Source organism: Roseimicrobium sp. ORNL1, assembly GCF_011044495.1.
Taxonomy (GTDB): Bacteria; Verrucomicrobiota; Verrucomicrobiia; order Verrucomicrobiales; family Verrucomicrobiaceae; genus Roseimicrobium.
In genome coordinates this window covers 2046184-2064147 of sequence record NZ_CP049143.1, presented here as the reverse complement: position 1 = coordinate 2064147, position 17964 = coordinate 2046184, and the positions used below count along the sequence as shown (strand labels likewise).

Genomic DNA, 17964 nt, shown 5'->3' with positions numbered 1-17964 from the left:
ATGGCAGGATGCAATCCCAACCTGATCTTTCCCATGAAATCTCTGGTTATTCTCGATGGCGCCAGAACGCCCTTCTGCCGGGCCGGTTCCTCCCTGGCGGAGATGCACGCCGCTGACCTCGGTCGTCTCGCAGCTGCTGGCGCGCTCATTCGCAGCGGCTTCGATCCCGCATTGGTGGATGAGACCATCTTCGGCTGCGTCGGGCAACCTGCCGACGCGGCGAATATTTCGCGCGTCATCGCCTTGCGCACCGGCATTCCAAAAGAGAAGCCCTCCATGACGGTGCATCGCAACTGCGCCTCCGGCATGGAGGCCGTGACCACCGCGCATCAGAAGCTCGTTGCTGGTCAGGGTGAAGTCTTCCTCGTCGGCGGGGTGGAAAACATGTCACAGATGCCGCTGCTCTTCCGTCATGAGGCCGCTCTGAAGTTTGCCATGCTGGGCCGGGCGAAAACCTTTGGCTCGAAGGCGCGCGCCATGGCCGCATTCCGTCCGCAGGACTTCATGCCCTTGCTCGCGCTGAAGATGGGCCTCACCGATCCCGTGGCCGAGCTGAATATGGGAGAGACCGCCGAGGTCCTCGCCCGCGAGTTCGGCATCACTCGCGCCGAGCAGGATGCCTTTGCGGTGAAGTCCCACCTCAAGGCCGCAGCCGCCGCGATGTTCCTTGCTGAGGAAATGGTGCCCGCCTTCTCCGGCACCCGCGAAGTGAAAGCCATCATGCAGGACAACGGCGTGCGCGCAGACAGTTCCGTGCAAAAGCTCGCAAAGCTGCCCACCATTTTTGATCCTCTTACCGGCACCGTAACCGCAGGCAATTCCTCACAGATCTCAGACGGCGCCGCGGCCATGATCGCTTGCAGCGAGGAAAAGGCTTCTTCGCTCGGCATGCAACCCCTGGGCCGCATGGTGAGTTATGCCTACACCGGCTGTGATCCTGAGCGCATGGGACTTGGTCCCGTGCAAGCCAGCGCGCTCGCGTTGCACCGCGCCGGATGGAACCTGGCGGACGTAGATCTCATTGAACTCAATGAGGCCTTCGCCGCGCAAGCACTCGCGGTATTGAAATGTTTCCGTGATCCGGTTGCGGCAAAGCGCGCAGGCCTCGACGCCCCCCTTGGCGAAGTCGATGAAACTCGTCTCAATCCTCAAGGTGGCTCCATCGCCCTCGGCCACCCCGTGGGCGCCACAGGATCACGCCTCATTCTCTCCGCGCTGAAGCAGCTCAAACGCACCGGCAAGAAGCGTGCACTCGTCACCCTCTGCGTGGGTGGCGGCCAGGGCGGTGCCGTCTGCCTCGAATCCTTCTGAGCAAGAGCCCTTCCATCCTTCCCTAACGCATAACCCCTAACTCATAACTCCTCTTCCCCCATGGACCTTTTCGTACTCGATCCCACACAAGACCCGGTGGAAGACACCATCATGCGCCCGCAGCCCGCGCATGCGCATCGTGTGCACCGCACGCAGTGCTTCCGCCATGAAGTGGATGCGGATGGTATCTGCTGGCTCACCTTCGATACGCCGGACTCCGGGGCGAACGTGTGGAACCTGGACACGCTGGATGAGTTCGACTGCCACATCGAGGAGCTGCATCGCGACACGGATATCCGCGCGCTCGTCATCCGCAGCGCCAAGGACCGCGTCTACGTCGCTGGTGCCGATCTCAAAGCCGTGCAGACATTGCCGCAGGAGGAGCTGTATGAATTGCTCTCGCTCGGGCAGGATGTCTTCACCCACCTCGAATCCCTGCGCATCCCAAAGATTGCGCTCATCCATGGCGCCTGCGTGGGCGGTGGCTTTGAAATGACGCTGGCCTGCGATTGGCGCATCGCGAGTGATAGTGATGCCACCCGCATCGGTCTGCCGGAGACACAGCTCGGCCTTGTACCTGCGTGGGGTGGCTGCACCAGACTATCGCGCCTCATCGGCCTGCCAAAGGCGATGGACCTCATCGTCCGCGGCAAGTTGCTGAAGGCGAAACACGCGAAGCGGCTCGGCCTGGTGCACGAGGTGGTGCCGCTGGAAAACATGGAGGTGCTGGCAAAGCGCCTCGCCTTCAAACCCATCGGAGTAAAAAAGCACCACTTCCATTTCACGCAGATCTGGCCAATGCCGCAGTACCTGCGCCTCCGCTCCAAGGCGATGATTCATGCCAAGTTCCCCTGGACTCGCAAACATCCCGCCGCGCCGGTGAAGGCCGTGGAAGTGATCACACGCGGAGCTGCAAAATCCTTCGAACACTCACTCGCCCTGGAGCAGCAGGCCATTCGCGAGCTCACCGCGACCGACATGACGCGCCGCTTCATCGGTGCCTTCCTGCGCAAGGAAGTCGCTTCGAAGAAGCTGCCCAAGGCCTGCGTGGGAGCCACGCCACACCCCGTGATGAACGCCGCCGTCATCGGCTCCGGTGTCATGGGCTCGGGCATTGCCTACACCATCGCCGGAAAAGGCACGCGCGTACTCATGACGGACACCAAGCCGGAGTTCCTTGCGCGTGGCATGGGCAATATTCAAAGGCTCGTGCATACCGGCCTGAAGAGTCACGCCTTCACCAGCAAGCAGGCTCGTGAAACGATGGACCGCATCGGCACCACAGCGGACAAGGTCCCACTGCATCGCATGGACCTCATCATCGAAGCCGTGGTGGAGGACATGGAGGTGAAGAAGAATCTCTTCAAAGATCTCGCCACTCGCTGCAGTGAGACAACCGTGCTCGCCACGAACACCTCCGCGCTCTCCGTCACCGAGATGGCAGCAGACGTGACCCACCCAGAGCGCGTCATCGGTCTGCACTTCTTCAATCCGGCACACCTCATGCCGCTGGTCGAGATTATCGTGACGAAGCACAACACTCCCGAAGTCATCGCCACGTCGGTGAAGTTTGTGCAGTCGCTGGGCAAGACACCCATCCTCGTGCAGGACCGACCCGGCTTCGTAGTGAACCGCATCCTCATGCCCTACCTCCTGGGCGCGGTGCAGATTGCCGAATCCATGCGTGATCCCTGGGCACTGGATGATGCCATGACGGAGTTTGGCATGCCGATGGGACCACTGCGCCTGCTGGATGAAATCGGCTTCGATGTGGCCCTGCATGTGGAGAAGACGATGCGCGATGCCTTTGGCGATCGCATCCCGCGCTCCACGCTGCTCACGAGCATGGTGAATGCCGGCATGCTGGGTCGAAAGAATGGCCGCGGCTTCTACCTCGCCTTCGGAAGCAAGGCAGGCGACCAGCCCAATCCTGAAGTGATGAAGCTGCTCAAGCCTCGCGCGCTTTCTGTCTTCCCGAATACGGATGCCATGGCGGAGCATTTGAACGGCCTCATGCAAAGGGAAGCTGCCCTCGTCCTTGAGGAAGGCGTGGCCTCCAGTGCGGGAGACATCGAGCTCGCGATGATGCTGGGCTCCGGTTACCCGTCTTTCCAGTCTTTGTTCCCCAGTTCCTCTTAATCCATCTCGCGGGCAGGTCGCTCGCAAACACATCACTTCACACCTTCACCGTGGACTGCCATGAAACCCACTCACACCCCACCCGATGAGAATACGAAGTCGGTGATCGACACCTCCAAGATGTCGGAAGGGCAGCGCGCTGCTCTGGAAATGACCGAGGCTGCCCGCGACGATCGCGAGCGCAATCTTGGCTTCGCCGCCTCCATCTTCAATGGCACACCGGACAGCTCCCGTCTGCTCCCCTTCCCCGTGCAATCGTTGGAGGATCGCGATCAAGGCGATGCCTTCCTTGCACGCTTGAAGCGTTTCCTGGATGAACACGTCGATCCCGATGCCATCGACCGCGAAGGCGAAATCCCGGATGAAGTGATGGATGGTCTGCGCAAGCTCGGCGCCTTCGGCATCAAGATCCCCATGAAGTACGGCGGACTCGGCCTGAGCCAGACGAACTACTCACGCGCCGCCATGCTGCTCGGCAGCTACTGCGGAAATCTCGCTGCCTTGCTCTCCGCACATCAATCCATCGGCGTGCCGCAACCGCTGCTCATGTTCGGCACGGAAGAGCAAAAGGCCAAATACCTGCCTCGCTGCGCCGGTGGGGAGATCAGCGCCTTTGCTTTGACCGAGCCCGACGTGGGCTCTGACCCGGCGCGCATGAAGACCCTGGCCTTTCCAGAAGGAGATGACTTCGTCATCAATGGGGAAAAGCTCTGGTGCACGAATGGCACCAAGGCCGGGCTTCTCGTCGTGATGGCGAAGACTCCCACGCCGAAGCATCCCAACGCCACCACCGCCTTCATCGTAGAGGCTCATGCTCCCGGTGTGGAAGTCGTGCGACGCTGCCACTTCATGGGTCTGCGCGCCCTCTACAATGGCGTGATGCGTTTCACCAATGTGCGCGTGCCACGTGCGAACATCCTCGGTGGTGAAGGCCGCGGACTCAAGGTCGCGCTCACCACGCTGAACACTGGCCGCATCACCCTGCCCGCTGCCTGCGCCGGCCTCGCGAAACGTTGCGTGGAAGTTTCGACCGACTGGGCGAAGAAACGCGAACAATGGGGTGCCCCCATCGGCAAGCACGCCGCCATCGCCGACAAACTCGCGCGCATGGGTGCACATCGCTTCGCCATGGAGGCCATGGTGCGCTACGTAAGCTCCCTCGTGGACAAGGACAAGATGGCCGATGTGCGACTCGAAGCCGCGCTGGCCAAGCTCTGGAGTTCCGAAAAATGCTGGGAGATCGTGGATGACACCATGCAAATCCGCGGTGGTCGAGGTTATGAAACCGCCGACAGCCTCCGCGCCCGTGGTGAACCCGCGATCGCCGTGGAGCGCTTCTTCCGCGATGCCCGCATCAATACCATCTTTGAAGGCAGCAGCGAAATCATGCGCCTCTTCATCGCGCGTGAAATGCTGGACCCGCATCTGCGCCTGGGCGCGGCCATGTTCAATCCCACCCTGCCGCTAAAGGAACGCGCGAAAGTCTTTTTCCGCGCCGGAAAACACTACGCCACATGGTACCCGTCCAAGTGGATTCCCTTCTCGGATGACAACGATGATCGCGCCTTGCATCCTTCGTTGGACTGGCCCATGCGCATCGCGCGCTCCCGCAGCCGCCGCCTCGCCCGCGGCATCTTCCACGCCATGCTGAAATTCGGCCCAAAGCTCGAGCGCCAACAGCTCGTGCTCGGCCGCCTCGTGGACATCGGCACTGACGTCTTCGCCTTGAGCTGCGCCGTTTCCCACGCGCAACGCATCATCGAAGATGCCATGACCCCCCATGACGAAGTGGACCGTATCACCGAACTCGTGAGCTACCTCGGCAGACTGGTGGAAGCCAGAACTAACGAACTCTTCCGCGCCTTGTTCAGTAGCACAGACAGCAAGGGATACTTCGTCGCGAAGCGGATGATGGAATCATAATCCGTGTCAGCGATAAGGCTTCACCTGGCTATCTCGGTGCTGATTCAGCATTCGGTTTCTTCTCTTCGGTTTTCGGCGGTTTCACGCGGATAATATTGTTCCCCACGGTCGCGAGAATGACATAGCCATCCTCCTCCCCGAGCCAGATGGGTGATCCTTTGCAATTCTCTGGCAGGATGTACGTGGCCAGCACTTCGCGCGTATGAGGATCCTGCCGCGCGAGCAGACGCGGCTTGATCAAACTCCAATAGGCTGCACGGAGTCCCTTGCCCCTGGTAGCCCCCTTGGGCATGGACTCGGCACTTGCTGTCCCCGGCTCCGATTTCACGAGACTCAGGCCATCCTTCACACTGAGATGGAAGAGCGTGCCATTGTCATGCACCACCACTTGATCGTCGTCAGACCACCAGACGATTTTGCGCTTTTCACTAGTCGGTCCCGATCGCGCAGTTACGAGTTCAGACACTTTGCCATTGGAATCGATCCACGCAGCGCGGAATTCATTCGAACGTTCGTTCATTCCCACCATGAGCAGCCCCTTCCCTTCAGGGTGCAACTCACGCACCTCCATCGTGAAGGGCAATTCGGTCCTTTCGCGCTGTTCGTATTCCAGATTGTCCGTCCAGCGAATACGCCGGATGGCCGACCCTTTCCGGCCACCCGTGGGCATCTCCAGGCTGATCGCTTCGCTGTCGTTCAGGACATAGATGAGCTCACGTCCCAGGATCGCGTTGGATCGTTGCATCCCCAGCAACTTCCAGGGTACCGTGGAGGTATCGTATATCGTGATGTGCCCCTTCGCTGAAAATGCGGCACGTGGCACACTGTGCGACACATGCCAGGCTCCCATGTGAAACCCCAAGGGCGCCAGAAACTCCGACTCAAGCACGGCAGGTGCCGCCGCTCCGGAGAATTTGCCAAACGGCTGCACCATCAACGGCTGGAGAGTCCGATCCCCTGCAGCTTCACCTCGCGCTGCCAGCGCAAGATAAACAATGGCCTCCCCATCTGCCTGTTCCTGCAGGTTCCTCCGTCCCATCCATCCATCGACGGCCACCCACTGGTCTGGTTTCAGCACCCAGGACCTGTTCTGTTCTGAAGATAGACCCTCCCGCAGTTCTTCATTCGCATGCCATACTGCCACGGGTTCCTTGCGGCTGTTCAGCCCCACCAGAGTTACCCGCTCCAGTCTTTGCGTGACACCCGCGGACGTGCGGGATTCCTCGCCCAGAGTGATCAGGTACTCAGCACCGGGAACGGTGGGCACAGCCCGCGAGATGGGCACGCCGTACTGCTCCCGCGCACCTTGTCCCCACTGGACCACGTCCGCACCTGGCATGGTCTGTGAATTCATCAACGCTGGCGCCGTGCTGAACCTCGTCGCCGCTCCAAAGCCGGAAACGCCGGAACGATTCGCCGTCACCACCGCACGCATCCAGCCGGACACGGGCAAATCAGGAAGTTCCACGCTGCCAGTCGCGGTAACACCCTTCAGCGAAACGATCGGACGCATGACACTCTCACGAGCGCCTGCGTAGATCTCCAGATCATACTTCCCATCAAGCTGCGGCAGTATCAGTTCTTCGAGGGATTGGGAGAACGCAGCAGGAAGAACATTCCCCTCCTCGCGAAATTCAACTTCACTGGAGGAAGTTTCAGTAAGCGCAGCATCAAGGTGCCAGGCAACCCTGAATCTCTCGCCCAGGTGTGCCCGCGGCTCCCCGTTCAGCACAGCGAGCGGCACGCTGTCCTCTCCACCGGCTATCAGCCCCTGGACGCGGTGGACTGCTGTCGCAAGCTCTGTCAGGTATTCCATTCCAGGACCCGAAGGCACCGCATCCAGCTTCTTGGAAAGTGCTTCCAGTTCGTCGACAGCACCTGCCTTCAAGAGCAGTGTCACCAGCCTGAAGGTATCGTTGGAGACGGCCCAGAGAGCAACATCGGTAAAACGATTCCCTTCAAGCACCTTCCATTGCTCCGACCATGACCTCAGCGCCCCTCTGGCCAGAAAGAGTCCATGGCGCGTGCCTATCTGCTCATAGGCAGACTCGTAGTCTATCAAAACGCTGCTAACCCACGGCTGGCGCGTCCGCGACGCAAGCGAGTCGTCGAGCAGACTCTCTTCCCAGAGCTGGAGCAGGGACTCCTGATAGACCTCCGCGCCGTGTGCCAGCACCATCTCCGAAAGGGGACGCCAACCGAAGGTAAAGCGGAAATTCGCGTCCTTCCGCGATTCGTTGATGAACACCGCCACCGCATCCGCCGCCTCGCCAAGCTCTTCTTTTGTCCCTAGTCGCTCCAATTCCTTCGCCAGTCGAGGCGCCACGGAAAGTCCTGCAACCACCTGCTTGCGCGCTTGCGGATCCTGCAAATTCGCCTTCAGACCAGCGACCATCATCGCCGCCAGTTCACGGCGCGGGAGATTCTCCGGCGGGGCATAAGCGCTTACCTTCCAGGCCACACGCATGCGCGTCATGACGTCGCTGTCGTCCAGCAACGAGAGATACTCCTTCGGCAACAGGCCGGTCATGGCCTTCACCAGCAACGCCACGGTGATGGATTGCTCATCTTTGGGATAGTCCTTCGCCACCTGATACAGGTCCTCCACAAAAGTGCCGTGCGGTTCGCGCAGCGCCGTGGCGATCATCCTGGTGACCTCCGTTTTTTTCTCCACATACTCAGGTGCTCCCCATATCCACCCCAGGTTGGTCTGCTGCTTGCATTCATTGAAGCTTGTTTCCAGAGTCTTCTCTGCGCCCACGCCTGTATCCTCTGGCCACCGGGAGAGCAGCAGTGCCCGGGCGAACGCAGTCGCGGAGTCTGGCGCATTCTGATATTCCAGCGAAGCCACCCGGTGCACATTGTCCGAATATCTGAAGCGGAGCAGATGCGGCTGATTCTTTTCTACGATGTCCAGCAGTCGCTGCACCCGGCCAGGACGGGCTCCGGTGTCAGGTGAATCCAGGATCGCGGAGAGCACCTCCTCGGCTGTAGGCCGCGCTTGATGATGCCTCGTGGCCTGAAGAGCCTGGCCCAGGGCATCGGCCAATTCATCCGTGCGATTGCTCTGGAACATCTCCTTGTACCAGTTCGTGTGAGGCGGATACAACAGGTAGAAAATGCCGGGATCGTTCTCAAAGTCGATCCTCTTCAATCCCTCAATGAAGAGATCCTGGGCCCACTTCCTATTCTGGGCCTGCTCTTCCTGGGTCTTCGCACTCTTGGTGCTTGCATAGCGGCGGGCGCGCCAGAGCCACGCGTCCGCGCAGTTTGGATTGAGCTGCAGATCGAGCAGCTCTGCGTCTGTTGCCTCGTCATCCGGAAGTTTCAACTTCCTGGCCAGCATCGCCATCAACCGCGCCTTGCTGGCAAAGGCTGCTCCGTCCTCTCTGGCAGACTTGAGGTTTTGGTACATGTCTTTGCACAAGTCATCCTGCCTGACACCCCTGAGACTGCGCATATGGAGCTCCATCAATCGCTCCACGTTGCCCCTGCGAATGTGCCGCAGGTTTTCTTCGCCTCTCACGAGGGCTTCCACCATGTCAACACTGCTGCGGGCGATGTACGCCTTGTTGATGGTCGAAGGCTGGTACGTCCCTTGAGGGAATTTGCCAGTCTCAATCGCTGCGGCCAGCAGGCCGGCCGTTCCCTCGCGCCCCTCCAGGCCCTTGGCAATTTCCAACGCCGCCTTCTCAGAGCCACCCGCACGCTCCAGAAGTGCCAGAGCGTGCTGCGCGCGTGGAGTCTTCACCGTTGCAAGCCGCTTGCCGATTTCCTTGAACAAGGCGTCGGAGGGGCTGGACCATGCCGGACCGCGGGGGACATTGGCAGAGCCAGCTGGAGCAGGCATGCGCAGGGCACGTTGCGCTTCCAGGATGGCCTCGTATTCCTTCACCGCGGGAATGCGATCGCGGAGTTCCTTGAACTCCCTTTCACGGGCGTCGAAGGGAACACTCCACGCCATGCCATAAATTGTGCTGAACCCGATCATGAGGCCCTGGTTCGGCTGAGTCACCATCCGTGCCCTTCCCCTGTTTCGCATCTCTTCCGCAAGAGACAAACGCCGCGCCGACTCTGAAAGCGGGGCCGGTTCGGATGCGGCATAGAATGACTCCTTCCCCGGGTGCCTGGCAACGACAGTGCGCGCGGCTGACCAGTCCCGCTTCAAGGAAGGCTGCCACGAAAGGTGCGCAAGTCCGTGCGGCAATAGACGGTCCAGCATCCGAAGAGACGCGGCACGCATGATGGTTGCAGCCCTGCCGGCCTCTGCCACCTCCGGGTTCAGCTTCGCACACGCGGCATTCACCGAGGTGGTAGACTCCGCGCGACTTACGTTGTGGGTGTATATCGCCCCGAACAGATCATCGACAGTTACAGGATCCACCGCAGGAAGCGTCTCATGGGGCGCACCATCCCGGCAGACGAGCAGGAGCCACTCGGGGTGCCGTGTGCGAATGGCCGACCCGAGCCGGACATGCGCCGCACTCCTCAAGGCACGCGTCTCCTGCGACAGCGGCGTACGGTAGATGGACACCTTGTTCTGATCCTCCTGCTTCTGCCGCAAGGCCAGCAGGGGCAGCAGGGATGCCTTGCCAAGGTCCGTAGCTTCACTGCAATGCTTCAGCGAAGCCTCGAATGGCGCATCCACCAGCGTCGCAAAGACGGCTTGCTCGCCCCCTTGTTTTCTCATCGGCTCAAGCGTCCCCGCCTCTTCCAGCCCAAAGAAGCTTCTCTGCTCCCAGAGATAACGCCGCAGGTCCATGCCCCACACCGCCCCAGCCAGTGTTTTGATCGGCACTCGCGCCGGCTCCTTTGCGGGATCCAGGGTGAGCGGATGCGGCATGGTGTCCGGATAGCTCGCCTCGTAGCCCAGGGCATCCGGCAGACGTTGTTGGAATCGAACTTTCAGCGCGGAGGTGAATTCCTTTCCACGCAGATTCCAGATCACTTGGGACAGAGGTTCCTCCATTCCCGCACTTTGCAGGCGTGTGTCCTGGCCCCACACGGGAGAAGACGCAGACCTCAGGCCGCGCACACCTATCTCCGTGATGCGACGACGGGGCAACACCCATTCTCCATCCCGGACTTCCTGCCAGGCTCGCAAGGCATCTTGCTTCAGAGCCACCGCAGTCTCACCGGCTCGAGAACGAAGGGCCAGAGAAAGGCAGTTCCACACGGCAGGTGGCGCCTCGGCAAAGATCTCTTTCATCAGCCGGGACCGAACCAGCTCCGCATCTTTTGCAGTCACCAGCTCGCATGCCTCCATGAAGAGATGGGGTTGTTTTTGCAATCGATCCCGATGCCTGGCCGCCTCCGCCAGAAAAGTCTCCGGACCTTTGCGCACCAGACACTCGGTCAGCCACCATCCCACCATGGTATCATCCATCACACCTTTCTCGCTGAGACGCTGCATGACCGCCCATTGATCGTCCGCCTCGGGCAGGAGGAGTTGCAGGTAGGAGGGGCTCGCGCTGAATATCCACGCAGCGGCCAGCGGCGCCTCCGTTCCTGGGCGCTTCAGGATTTCCGCGACCCAGGGGGGAGGCTCCGTGTAGCCCGTCAGGAGCTTCTGCCCCTCAAAGTACAGCAGCGCCTGCTCCGCCTGGCTCGTGATACCCGCTCCCTGGGCGGGTGACTCTGCCGGCTTCAGTGTGGCCAGCCATCCCGCCGCGATTGCATTCTCCGCGCGCAGGCTCAACAAGGGCTCCAAAAGGCGCAGGCGCATCGCGAACTCCGGCCTGCGCTCCCACAGCTCTGCATAGGCCTTTTCACCTCCCGAGTATCCCTCACGCAGCATGGCGATTTCCCCAAGAGCCAGGGCTGCTTGCTGGAAGAGCCACGGATCCCGGGTCATCGTCGCTACCTCCTTGAGCTCGGATACCGCCAGGTCCTTGTCTCCCATCAGCGCTGCAAAGCGCCCCTGGTGGTACCGCGCCCAGTCCGTCTTCTGGCCTTCCGCATAGTGCCGCCTCGCACTCTCAAAATCCCCCAACCGCTCCGCCAGCATCCCGCGCAAGATTGCGAAACGGGGCTCGGCCTGCTGCTTTCCAGCCCAGCGCTTGTCCAACGCCTGCCAGTCATCCCAAGCAAGCATCACTCCATAGAACGCCCGGTTGAACACCGGAAACTCCCTCAATCGCTGCTCCGCCAGTGCCGCCGACGCCTCCGGCGCCACCGCGCGCGGAGCTTCCTCCGCAAGGGCGTAGCTCCCTCCCCAAACCAGCGCACTCAGGACCAGCCGTGCCGCCAAGGCATGAAATTTCATAAGTAGCCCCGTTGTACCAGAGTCCGCAAACGGGTCAATCCAGAGTCCCAAGTTTCGTTATCGGAAACGGCAATAGACTCTAGGATGGCGGATTACCTGCCCGCTCGCTCTTCCTCATACGGCGCACCCCAGATCCACGGAATCACCTGGGCCCGTTTCGCCCAAGTCTCCCACTTCGCAGCCAGGTCCGTGACGACATCCTGATGTGGGGCAGCGAGGTCGTGCAGCTCTGTTCGGTCTGCTTCCATGTCATACAGTTCCCACGCGCCACGGGGTCCTTTCGCCACCAGTTTCCACTTGCCTTCACGTACGGCGCGGTTGCCTTCATGCTCCCAGAAGATGGGCTGTGGACGGCTTATATCTCCTCCCATAAAGGGCGCCTTCAGACTCACACCCTCCATCGGAGTGGTGGCGGTGTCATTCTGCTCCTTGGGATAAGGTGCACCACTCACATCCACCACCGTGGCCATGATATCGATAAGGTGGGCGGGCGCTTTGACCAGCCGCCCAGGACGGTCCGTGCCTGCAGGCCAGTGGGCAATCAACGGTGTGCTGATGCCGCCCTCATGCACCCAGTGTTTGTATTCGCGGAAGGGCGTGTTACTCACATTCGCCCACGCCTCGCCATAGCCGCAGTAGGTGTCAGCCGCTCCCGGCAAGACGCCATAACCCTGGCGCATGGGAAAGCCATCGCGTGTCTGCTTGGGAATCATGTCGGGCTGGAGATACTCTGCCGCCAGCGGTGGCAGCGTGGGCTTGTCGGCGCGCCGCAGCACAGGGCCCGCAGTGTTGTTCGCATTGGCGTTGGCATTTGGTTTCTTCTTATTTCCAGCGCCACCCCCCTTGCCTCTGCCGATGGGCTCCGCGCAGCCGCCATTGTCCTGCATGAAGAAGATGAGCGTGTTCTCATACCGGCCCTGCTTCTTCAGCTCCGCCACGATGCGCCCGATGCCCTGGTCCATGCAATCCACCATCGCGGCATACACCTCCATGCAGCGCTCCTCATACGCACGGTCCTTCACCTCGTCCCACTTGCCACCTGCTTGCGGTGTGATGGCCCAGTCCGCATCGACCACGCCCAGTGCCCTCGCCTTTTTCAATCGCGCAGCCCTCACGGCATCATAGCCTCCGGCATACTTTCCCTTGTACTTCGCCATGTCCGACTCCTTCGCATGCATGGGCCAGTGCGCGGCGGTGTAGGCCACGTACATGAAGAGGGGCTTGTCCTTGTTCTCCTTCGCGTGATCCGAAATGAAGCGCACCGCGTGGTCGCTGATGGCATCTGTGTAGTAGTACTGCTCTGGCTTGTAGTCCGGGTCTGCGTAGGGTGAGATGAGCGTGTTATCTTTTACCAGCGAGTTCGGGTCAAAGAAGCTGCCCGCTCCGTGGATCGTGCCGTAGAAGCGCTCAAAGCCACGCTGCAGCGGCCAGTTGCTCTTCTCGTTCTCACCTTGGGGATTGACCTTCTTCGTCACATGCCACTTGCCCACCATGTAGGTGCGGTAGCCCGCAGGTTTCACCACCTCCGCCATGGTCGCTCCATTGCGGCTGAGTTCGCCGCGATAGCCATCCAGTCCCTTGTCATCCATCATGTGCCCGATGCCAGCCTGATGCGGATACAATCCCGTGAGCAAGGACGCGCGCGTCGGGCAGCAGCGTGCCGTGTTGTAGAATTGCGTGTATTTCAGCCCCCCCTTCGCCAGGGCATCCAGGTTCGGCGTCTCAATTTCACCGCCATAGCACCCGATGTCGCTGAAGCCCATGTCATCGCTCAAGATGACAATGATGTCCGGCTTCCCGGTGGCTCCGGAAACCCGGGCAACTAGCGCGATAGTCAGGGCAAGAGAAAGAAAGATGCGGCACATCATCCGATGCTAGACGAAGCAGGGCCCCGTGCACTTGCATCTTTTGCTGCCCAAGTGACGCCTTACTCCTCCCGTTTCCCTTTGCCCAGTTCATCCGCTCGCGCGGCATCATAATTCGGATTCGGCACAGGCATCCTCGCGCCGACCTTCTGCCGCCACTCGACGAGCGCTGCGTGCAGTTCCTGGACCTTGGCCTTTTCCATCGCGGCCATATTCAGCTTCTCACCGGCATTTGCTTTCAGATTGTAGAGCTCCAGTTCATTGCTCTCGAAGAATTCAATCAACTTCCAGTCGCCACGCCGGATGGCACTGGCAGGTGTGCTGTGGTGATAGTGCGGCAGATGCCAGTAAAGCGTGTCACGTGCAATTGACGCCTTCGGATCCTGCAGCAATGCGGCCAGGCTGGTACCATCCAAACCCGCGGCACCCGCGTCGCTGAGAGTCACCCCCGCGAGTCGCATCAGCGTGGGATACAGATCCGTGGTGATGGCCGGGACCTCACACACGCTGCCAGCCGGCACATGACCGGTCCAGCGCATGATAGCCGGCACCCGGATGCCACCTTCGTACAGCGAACCTTTCTCACCACGTAGTGGTCGATTCGTCGTCACGATCTTGCCGCTCTGCTCGTGCTCCAGTCCACCATTGTCCGAGAGGAAGATGATGAGCGTCTTCTCCGCGAGTCCGGTGCGCTCCACCGTATCCATGATGCGGCCAACGCTCTGGTCCAGCTCTTCCAGCAGTCCCGCGTAGGTAGGATTGCACGGATAACCCACCGCCTTTGCCTTGCTCTCATACTTCGCCTGAAGCGCTGGCGTAGTGGAAAGCGGGATGTGCACCGCCGCATGAGAGACCTGCAGGAGGAACGGCTCCTCCTTGTGCTCCTCGATGAACGCCGTGGCCTTCTGCGAAAGGAAATCCGCCATACGCTCCGGCTCCGGTTTACCACTTACTTTTGGCAACACCACATTCCCCTTCGCCTCCAGCGCAGTCTGCCAGCCCTGCTTCTCCGGGCCGAAACCCTCACCACCCAGGTGCCACTTCCCGAAGTAGCCCGTCTTGTACCCTACCGCTCCCAATCGCTCAGCAAAGGTCTTTACCTCCAGTGGCAGTTGCTTGGGCACCTCGGGATCACTGAGTTTTGCAAAAGGCCTGCGATGCCCCGGAATATGCTGCGTGATGCCAAACCGTGCCTGGTCCTGTCCGCTTTGCATGTTGGCCCGTGTGGGTGAGCATACCGGCCCCGCGTAGAATTGCGTGAAACGCATCCCCTCTTTCACCAGGCGATCCAGATGCGGCGTCTCATGAAAAGGATGGCCATACGAAGGCAGGTCCGCCCAGCCAAGATCATCCGCGAGAATGATGATGATGTTTGGCTTCTCCTCAGCCGCAGCCATTCGTGGGCACAGCGAAGCAAGCAATAGAAACAGCAATACAAAATGTCTCATGATCAGGGCAGAGTATGCAAAGAGGTGGTCCCTCTACTTCTCAAGCGAAAGCAGGTAGTCCGCCACACGATTCGCCGGCTCTTGAAACTTCACCCCGCGCACGATCTCCTGCGCCCTCGCCAGCGGCACATGTCCGGCGGCACGCATGGCATCGAGCGCATTCTGCGCCGTGACCACCTCGTACAAGGAACCCCTGTGAATGACCTCCGCCAGTACGCTGGCAGGCTGCTCTGACTCGCCGAGCCATCCCAGAGCCTCCGCCGCGGCGATGCGCACGTCATTCCACTCATCCTTTAAGAGTCCCAGCAGCTTCTCCTTCGCAGGGGCCGCATCCTTCTGAAGCACGAGGCAGCCGATGGCACCCCAATACCGCACCACAGGATGCGGGTCCTCCATCGCCTTCAGCAGTTGTGGTAAGGCGGACGCGTCTCTCGAAGTCGCGACATCCGCGACGTCGATGATGCGCTCCAGAGGATAAGCATCACTCTGCGCATAGTCATAGATGGTCTTCTCACCCGCGAGCTTCTCATGCATGCCCTCCGGGATGAATCCCGTGTCCCGCACCGCGAGCATCTCCGCGCGCAGCTTCTTGCGCATTTCCGCGATGCGTTCCTTCTGAGCAGAGTCACCCGCCAGGTTCTTGATTTCAAATGGGTCACTTCCGATCTCATACAGTTCCTCCGGCGCCTTGGGTTTCCAATAGGCAGACTGCACCTCGTTGCATCGCCCCGCCAGAAACTCCGCATACCAGGAGCGCATGCTGGGCTGCTGCTCGAAGGCATACTCATAGTACTGCCCCCACGGACGATGCGGTGCATAATTCTTAAGGTACTGGTACTGCTTGTCACGAATGGCGCGCGTATTGTCATACCGAGCATCCATGCGACCGCGGTAGAGGAAGACGTGATCACGCAGCACTGACTTCTTTTCGCCAAGGAATGGGCGCCCCTGATAGTTCGCCGGCGTCTCCACACCGCACAGGCTGAAGAACGTGGTCGGCAGATCCACGAAGCTCACCGGGTTCTCCACCCACTCGCCCGGCTGCGCAGGTCTCCACTGTTTCCACTTCTCCGGGATGCGCACAATCATCGGCACATGCGTACCGGAGTCATGCAGGTGCCGCTTGCCCCCTGGCAACGCGCCTCCGTGATCACTGCAGTAGAAGACGATGGTGTCCTCCGCCAGCCCGGCTTTCTCCAGCTGCTCCAGCATCCTCCCCACCTGCTCATCCATCAGTGTCATCTGGTCATAGTAGTTCGCCCAATCCCGGCGAATCTCGGGTGTATCAGGATGGTATGGCGGCAAGGTCATCTGCTCCGGCGGAATGCGGAAATCGGTCTTCCCCTCCTTCGGCGCCACCTGGCTTTCATGCGTGGTGGTGAAGTTGAAGACAGCGAAGAATGGCTGGCTGGACGCGCGGTTCTTGTAGTGCGCATTCTTGCTGCTCTCGTCCCACACATCCTTGCGATCCGGCAGATTGTAGTCCGTCTTCGAGTTGTTCGTGCAGTAGTAGCCCGCGGCCCGCAACACTTCCGGATAGAGTTGGAAGCCTTCCGGAATGCTTACCTTGCTGCGATGATGCTGCACCCCCAGCGCGCAGCCATTCATGCCGGTGATCAAAGTCGTGCGCGCCGCCGAGCACACTGGCGAGTTCGCAAACGCATTCCGGTACCGCACGCCCTGCTCCGCCAGCTTGTCCAAATGCGGCGTCTTCGCGAGCTTGTCCCCATAGCACCCAAGGTAGGGGCTGTTGTCCTCACTCGTGAGCCACAAAATATTCGGCCGCTCCGCCGCACGCACCGCACTTGGCAGCACCGCCATCAGCAGCCCCATCACACTCACAACAAACGACACCAATCGGAAACGCATCCACCGAGAACGCCGGCGCACCATCCGTCTTGCCACCGAAACAACAATCCTCCCTCTAACTCCTCACCCTCACTTCACCCCCTCCACAATCTCCACCGCCATCTTGTCCGTCACCATCTCACTCAGGCGGATGGCGTCCCAATTTGAAAGGCGGATGCAGCCATGGCTCGCGGCGCGGCCAATCGTTTCCGAGTTATTCGTGCCATGGATGCCGATGCCCTTTTTATTAAGCTGAATCCAGAGCACCCCCACCGCACTGGAGGGTCCCGGAGGAATGAGATGGTAGTCATCGCTACGCACACCGGTCTTCAGCATGGACTCATCCCGGCGGAAAAGGGGCAGGGTGGTCATGGTCTCGATTTCCCACATGCCCACCGGTGCCGGCAGCGACTCCGACCCGGGTGTGATGGGGAATGATGCCAGCACCTTTCCGTCCTCCATCACATCCAGCATCTTCTCCTTCGTATCCACGCGGAGATTGCGCTTCTGGAATTGCGACTTCGGCTGGATGCGATCCTTCACCTTCAGCTTTTCAATGAGGAACGGCGTCACGTTCGGCACCTTCACCACGTCACCCGGCTTCAGGTCATCCATGTTCAGGCCCGGGTTCAGCTTGCGAAGGTAGTCCCCGTCGCAATGAAACTTCTCCTTCAAGAAATGCACCATCGTGGGATAGGGACTCGACTTCTGCTTCGACTGTTCTTCTGGCGTAGCACCCACCACGCCTACCTGGCTGAAGTCCGCCTCCGCCACGGTGTACTCCGTGAAGACATCGAAGTCCGCGGGCAAATCAACCGCCGCATTGGCCGCCACCCCGGCACGATGCATCTGGTACCTCCCCAGCGCCTTCCCGGTGAACTCACCCCATTTCCCATCGATCTGCCCGGGTGGGAACCCTTCGCGATCCAGATACACCTGCAGCCGCTCAATCTTCTTCGGGTCCTCGCTCTTCTTCACGTCCTCCACCGGAATGGCCTTCGGCACCGCCTCCTGCGCGAGGCTCCGCGTCATCGCTATCAGGCCGCACAGGACCATTCCACACAACACCGGCATCAGGGGGGCTTTCATATCAGGGGTCTCGTTGGGGATTGTTCACTACATCACTAACATCGCATTGTCCGCCCCCTGTGGACGAGCCACTCCC

8 protein-coding genes are annotated in these 17964 nt (G+C 60.4%); 3 read left to right on the top strand and 5 right to left on the bottom strand.

Annotated elements, in window-relative coordinates; translation table 11 throughout:
• The first annotated feature begins 33 nt into the window (after positions 1 to 33).
• Genes G5S37_RS08280 through G5S37_RS08270 form a run of 3 tightly spaced genes read left to right on the top strand, consistent with a single transcriptional unit; the run spans position 34 to position 5373 of the window.
• Complete coding sequence (locus tag G5S37_RS08280; protein ID WP_165202618.1) at positions 34 to 1311, top strand: thiolase family protein; 1278 nt, start codon at positions 34 to 36, stop codon at positions 1309 to 1311.
• A gap of 60 nt (positions 1312 to 1371) precedes the next feature.
• Positions 1372 to 3450 (top strand): 3-hydroxyacyl-CoA dehydrogenase NAD-binding domain-containing protein, encoded by a 2079-nt coding sequence (locus tag G5S37_RS08275; protein ID WP_165202616.1) that lies wholly within the window; start codon positions 1372 to 1374, stop codon positions 3448 to 3450.
• Between the two features lie 60 nt (positions 3451 to 3510).
• On the top strand, positions 3511 to 5373 hold the full coding sequence (locus G5S37_RS08270; protein ID WP_165202614.1) for an acyl-CoA dehydrogenase family protein: 1863 nt from the start codon (positions 3511 to 3513) through the stop codon (positions 5371 to 5373).
• A 28-nt stretch (positions 5374 to 5401) separates the two neighbouring features.
• Here G5S37_RS08270 and G5S37_RS08265 read toward each other — a convergent pair whose 3' ends face one another.
• From G5S37_RS08265 to G5S37_RS08245, 5 genes are all read right to left on the bottom strand, one after another.
• Entirely contained in the window at positions 5402 to 11638 is a 6237-nt protein-coding gene (locus G5S37_RS08265) for a hypothetical protein (protein WP_165202612.1), read from the bottom strand.
• Between the two features lie 92 nt (positions 11639 to 11730).
• Entirely contained in the window at positions 11731 to 13506 is a 1776-nt protein-coding gene (locus G5S37_RS08260) for an arylsulfatase (RefSeq protein ID WP_165202610.1), read from the bottom strand.
• 59 nt (positions 13507 to 13565) lie between these two features.
• A complete protein-coding gene (locus G5S37_RS08255; protein ID WP_165202608.1) occupies positions 13566 to 14900 on the bottom strand; it encodes a sulfatase in 1335 nt (444 codons plus the stop codon).
• An 84-nt stretch (positions 14901 to 14984) separates the two neighbouring features.
• On the bottom strand, positions 14985 to 16820 hold the full coding sequence (locus G5S37_RS08250) for a sulfatase-like hydrolase/transferase (RefSeq protein ID WP_165202606.1): 1836 nt from the start codon (positions 16818 to 16820) through the stop codon (positions 14985 to 14987).
• Positions 16821 to 16889: 69 nt separating this feature from the next.
• Positions 16890 to 17888 carry a L,D-transpeptidase family protein gene (locus G5S37_RS08245; protein WP_165202604.1) on the bottom strand — a complete coding sequence of 333 codons (999 nt, stop codon included), beginning with the start codon at positions 17886 to 17888 and terminating at the stop codon, positions 16890 to 16892.
• Between the last annotated feature and the right edge of the window lie 76 nt (positions 17889 to 17964).

Excerpts from the sequence above, each read along its gene's own strand:
- G5S37_RS08245 (WP_165202604.1), bottom strand. The coding sequence starts at position 17,888 with ATGAAAGCCCCCCTGATGCCGGTGTTGTGTGGAATGGTCCTGTGCGGC.
- G5S37_RS08275 (WP_165202616.1), top strand. The coding sequence starts at position 1,372 with ATGGACCTTTTCGTACTCGATCCCACACAAGACCCGGTGGAAGACACC.
- G5S37_RS08250 (WP_165202606.1), bottom strand. The coding sequence starts at position 16,820 with ATGCGTTTCCGATTGGTGTCGTTTGTTGTGAGTGTGATGGGGCTGCTG.
- G5S37_RS08255 (WP_165202608.1), bottom strand. The coding sequence starts at position 14,900 with ATGGCTGCGGCTGAGGAGAAGCCAAACATCATCATCATTCTCGCGGAT.
- G5S37_RS08270 (WP_165202614.1), top strand. The coding sequence starts at position 3,511 with ATGAAACCCACTCACACCCCACCCGATGAGAATACGAAGTCGGTGATC.
- G5S37_RS08280 (WP_165202618.1), top strand. The coding sequence starts at position 34 with ATGAAATCTCTGGTTATTCTCGATGGCGCCAGAACGCCCTTCTGCCGG.
- G5S37_RS08260 (WP_165202610.1), bottom strand. The coding sequence starts at position 13,506 with ATGATGTGCCGCATCTTTCTTTCTCTTGCCCTGACTATCGCGCTAGTT.
- G5S37_RS08265 (WP_165202612.1), bottom strand. The coding sequence starts at position 11,638 with ATGAAATTTCATGCCTTGGCGGCACGGCTGGTCCTGAGTGCGCTGGTT.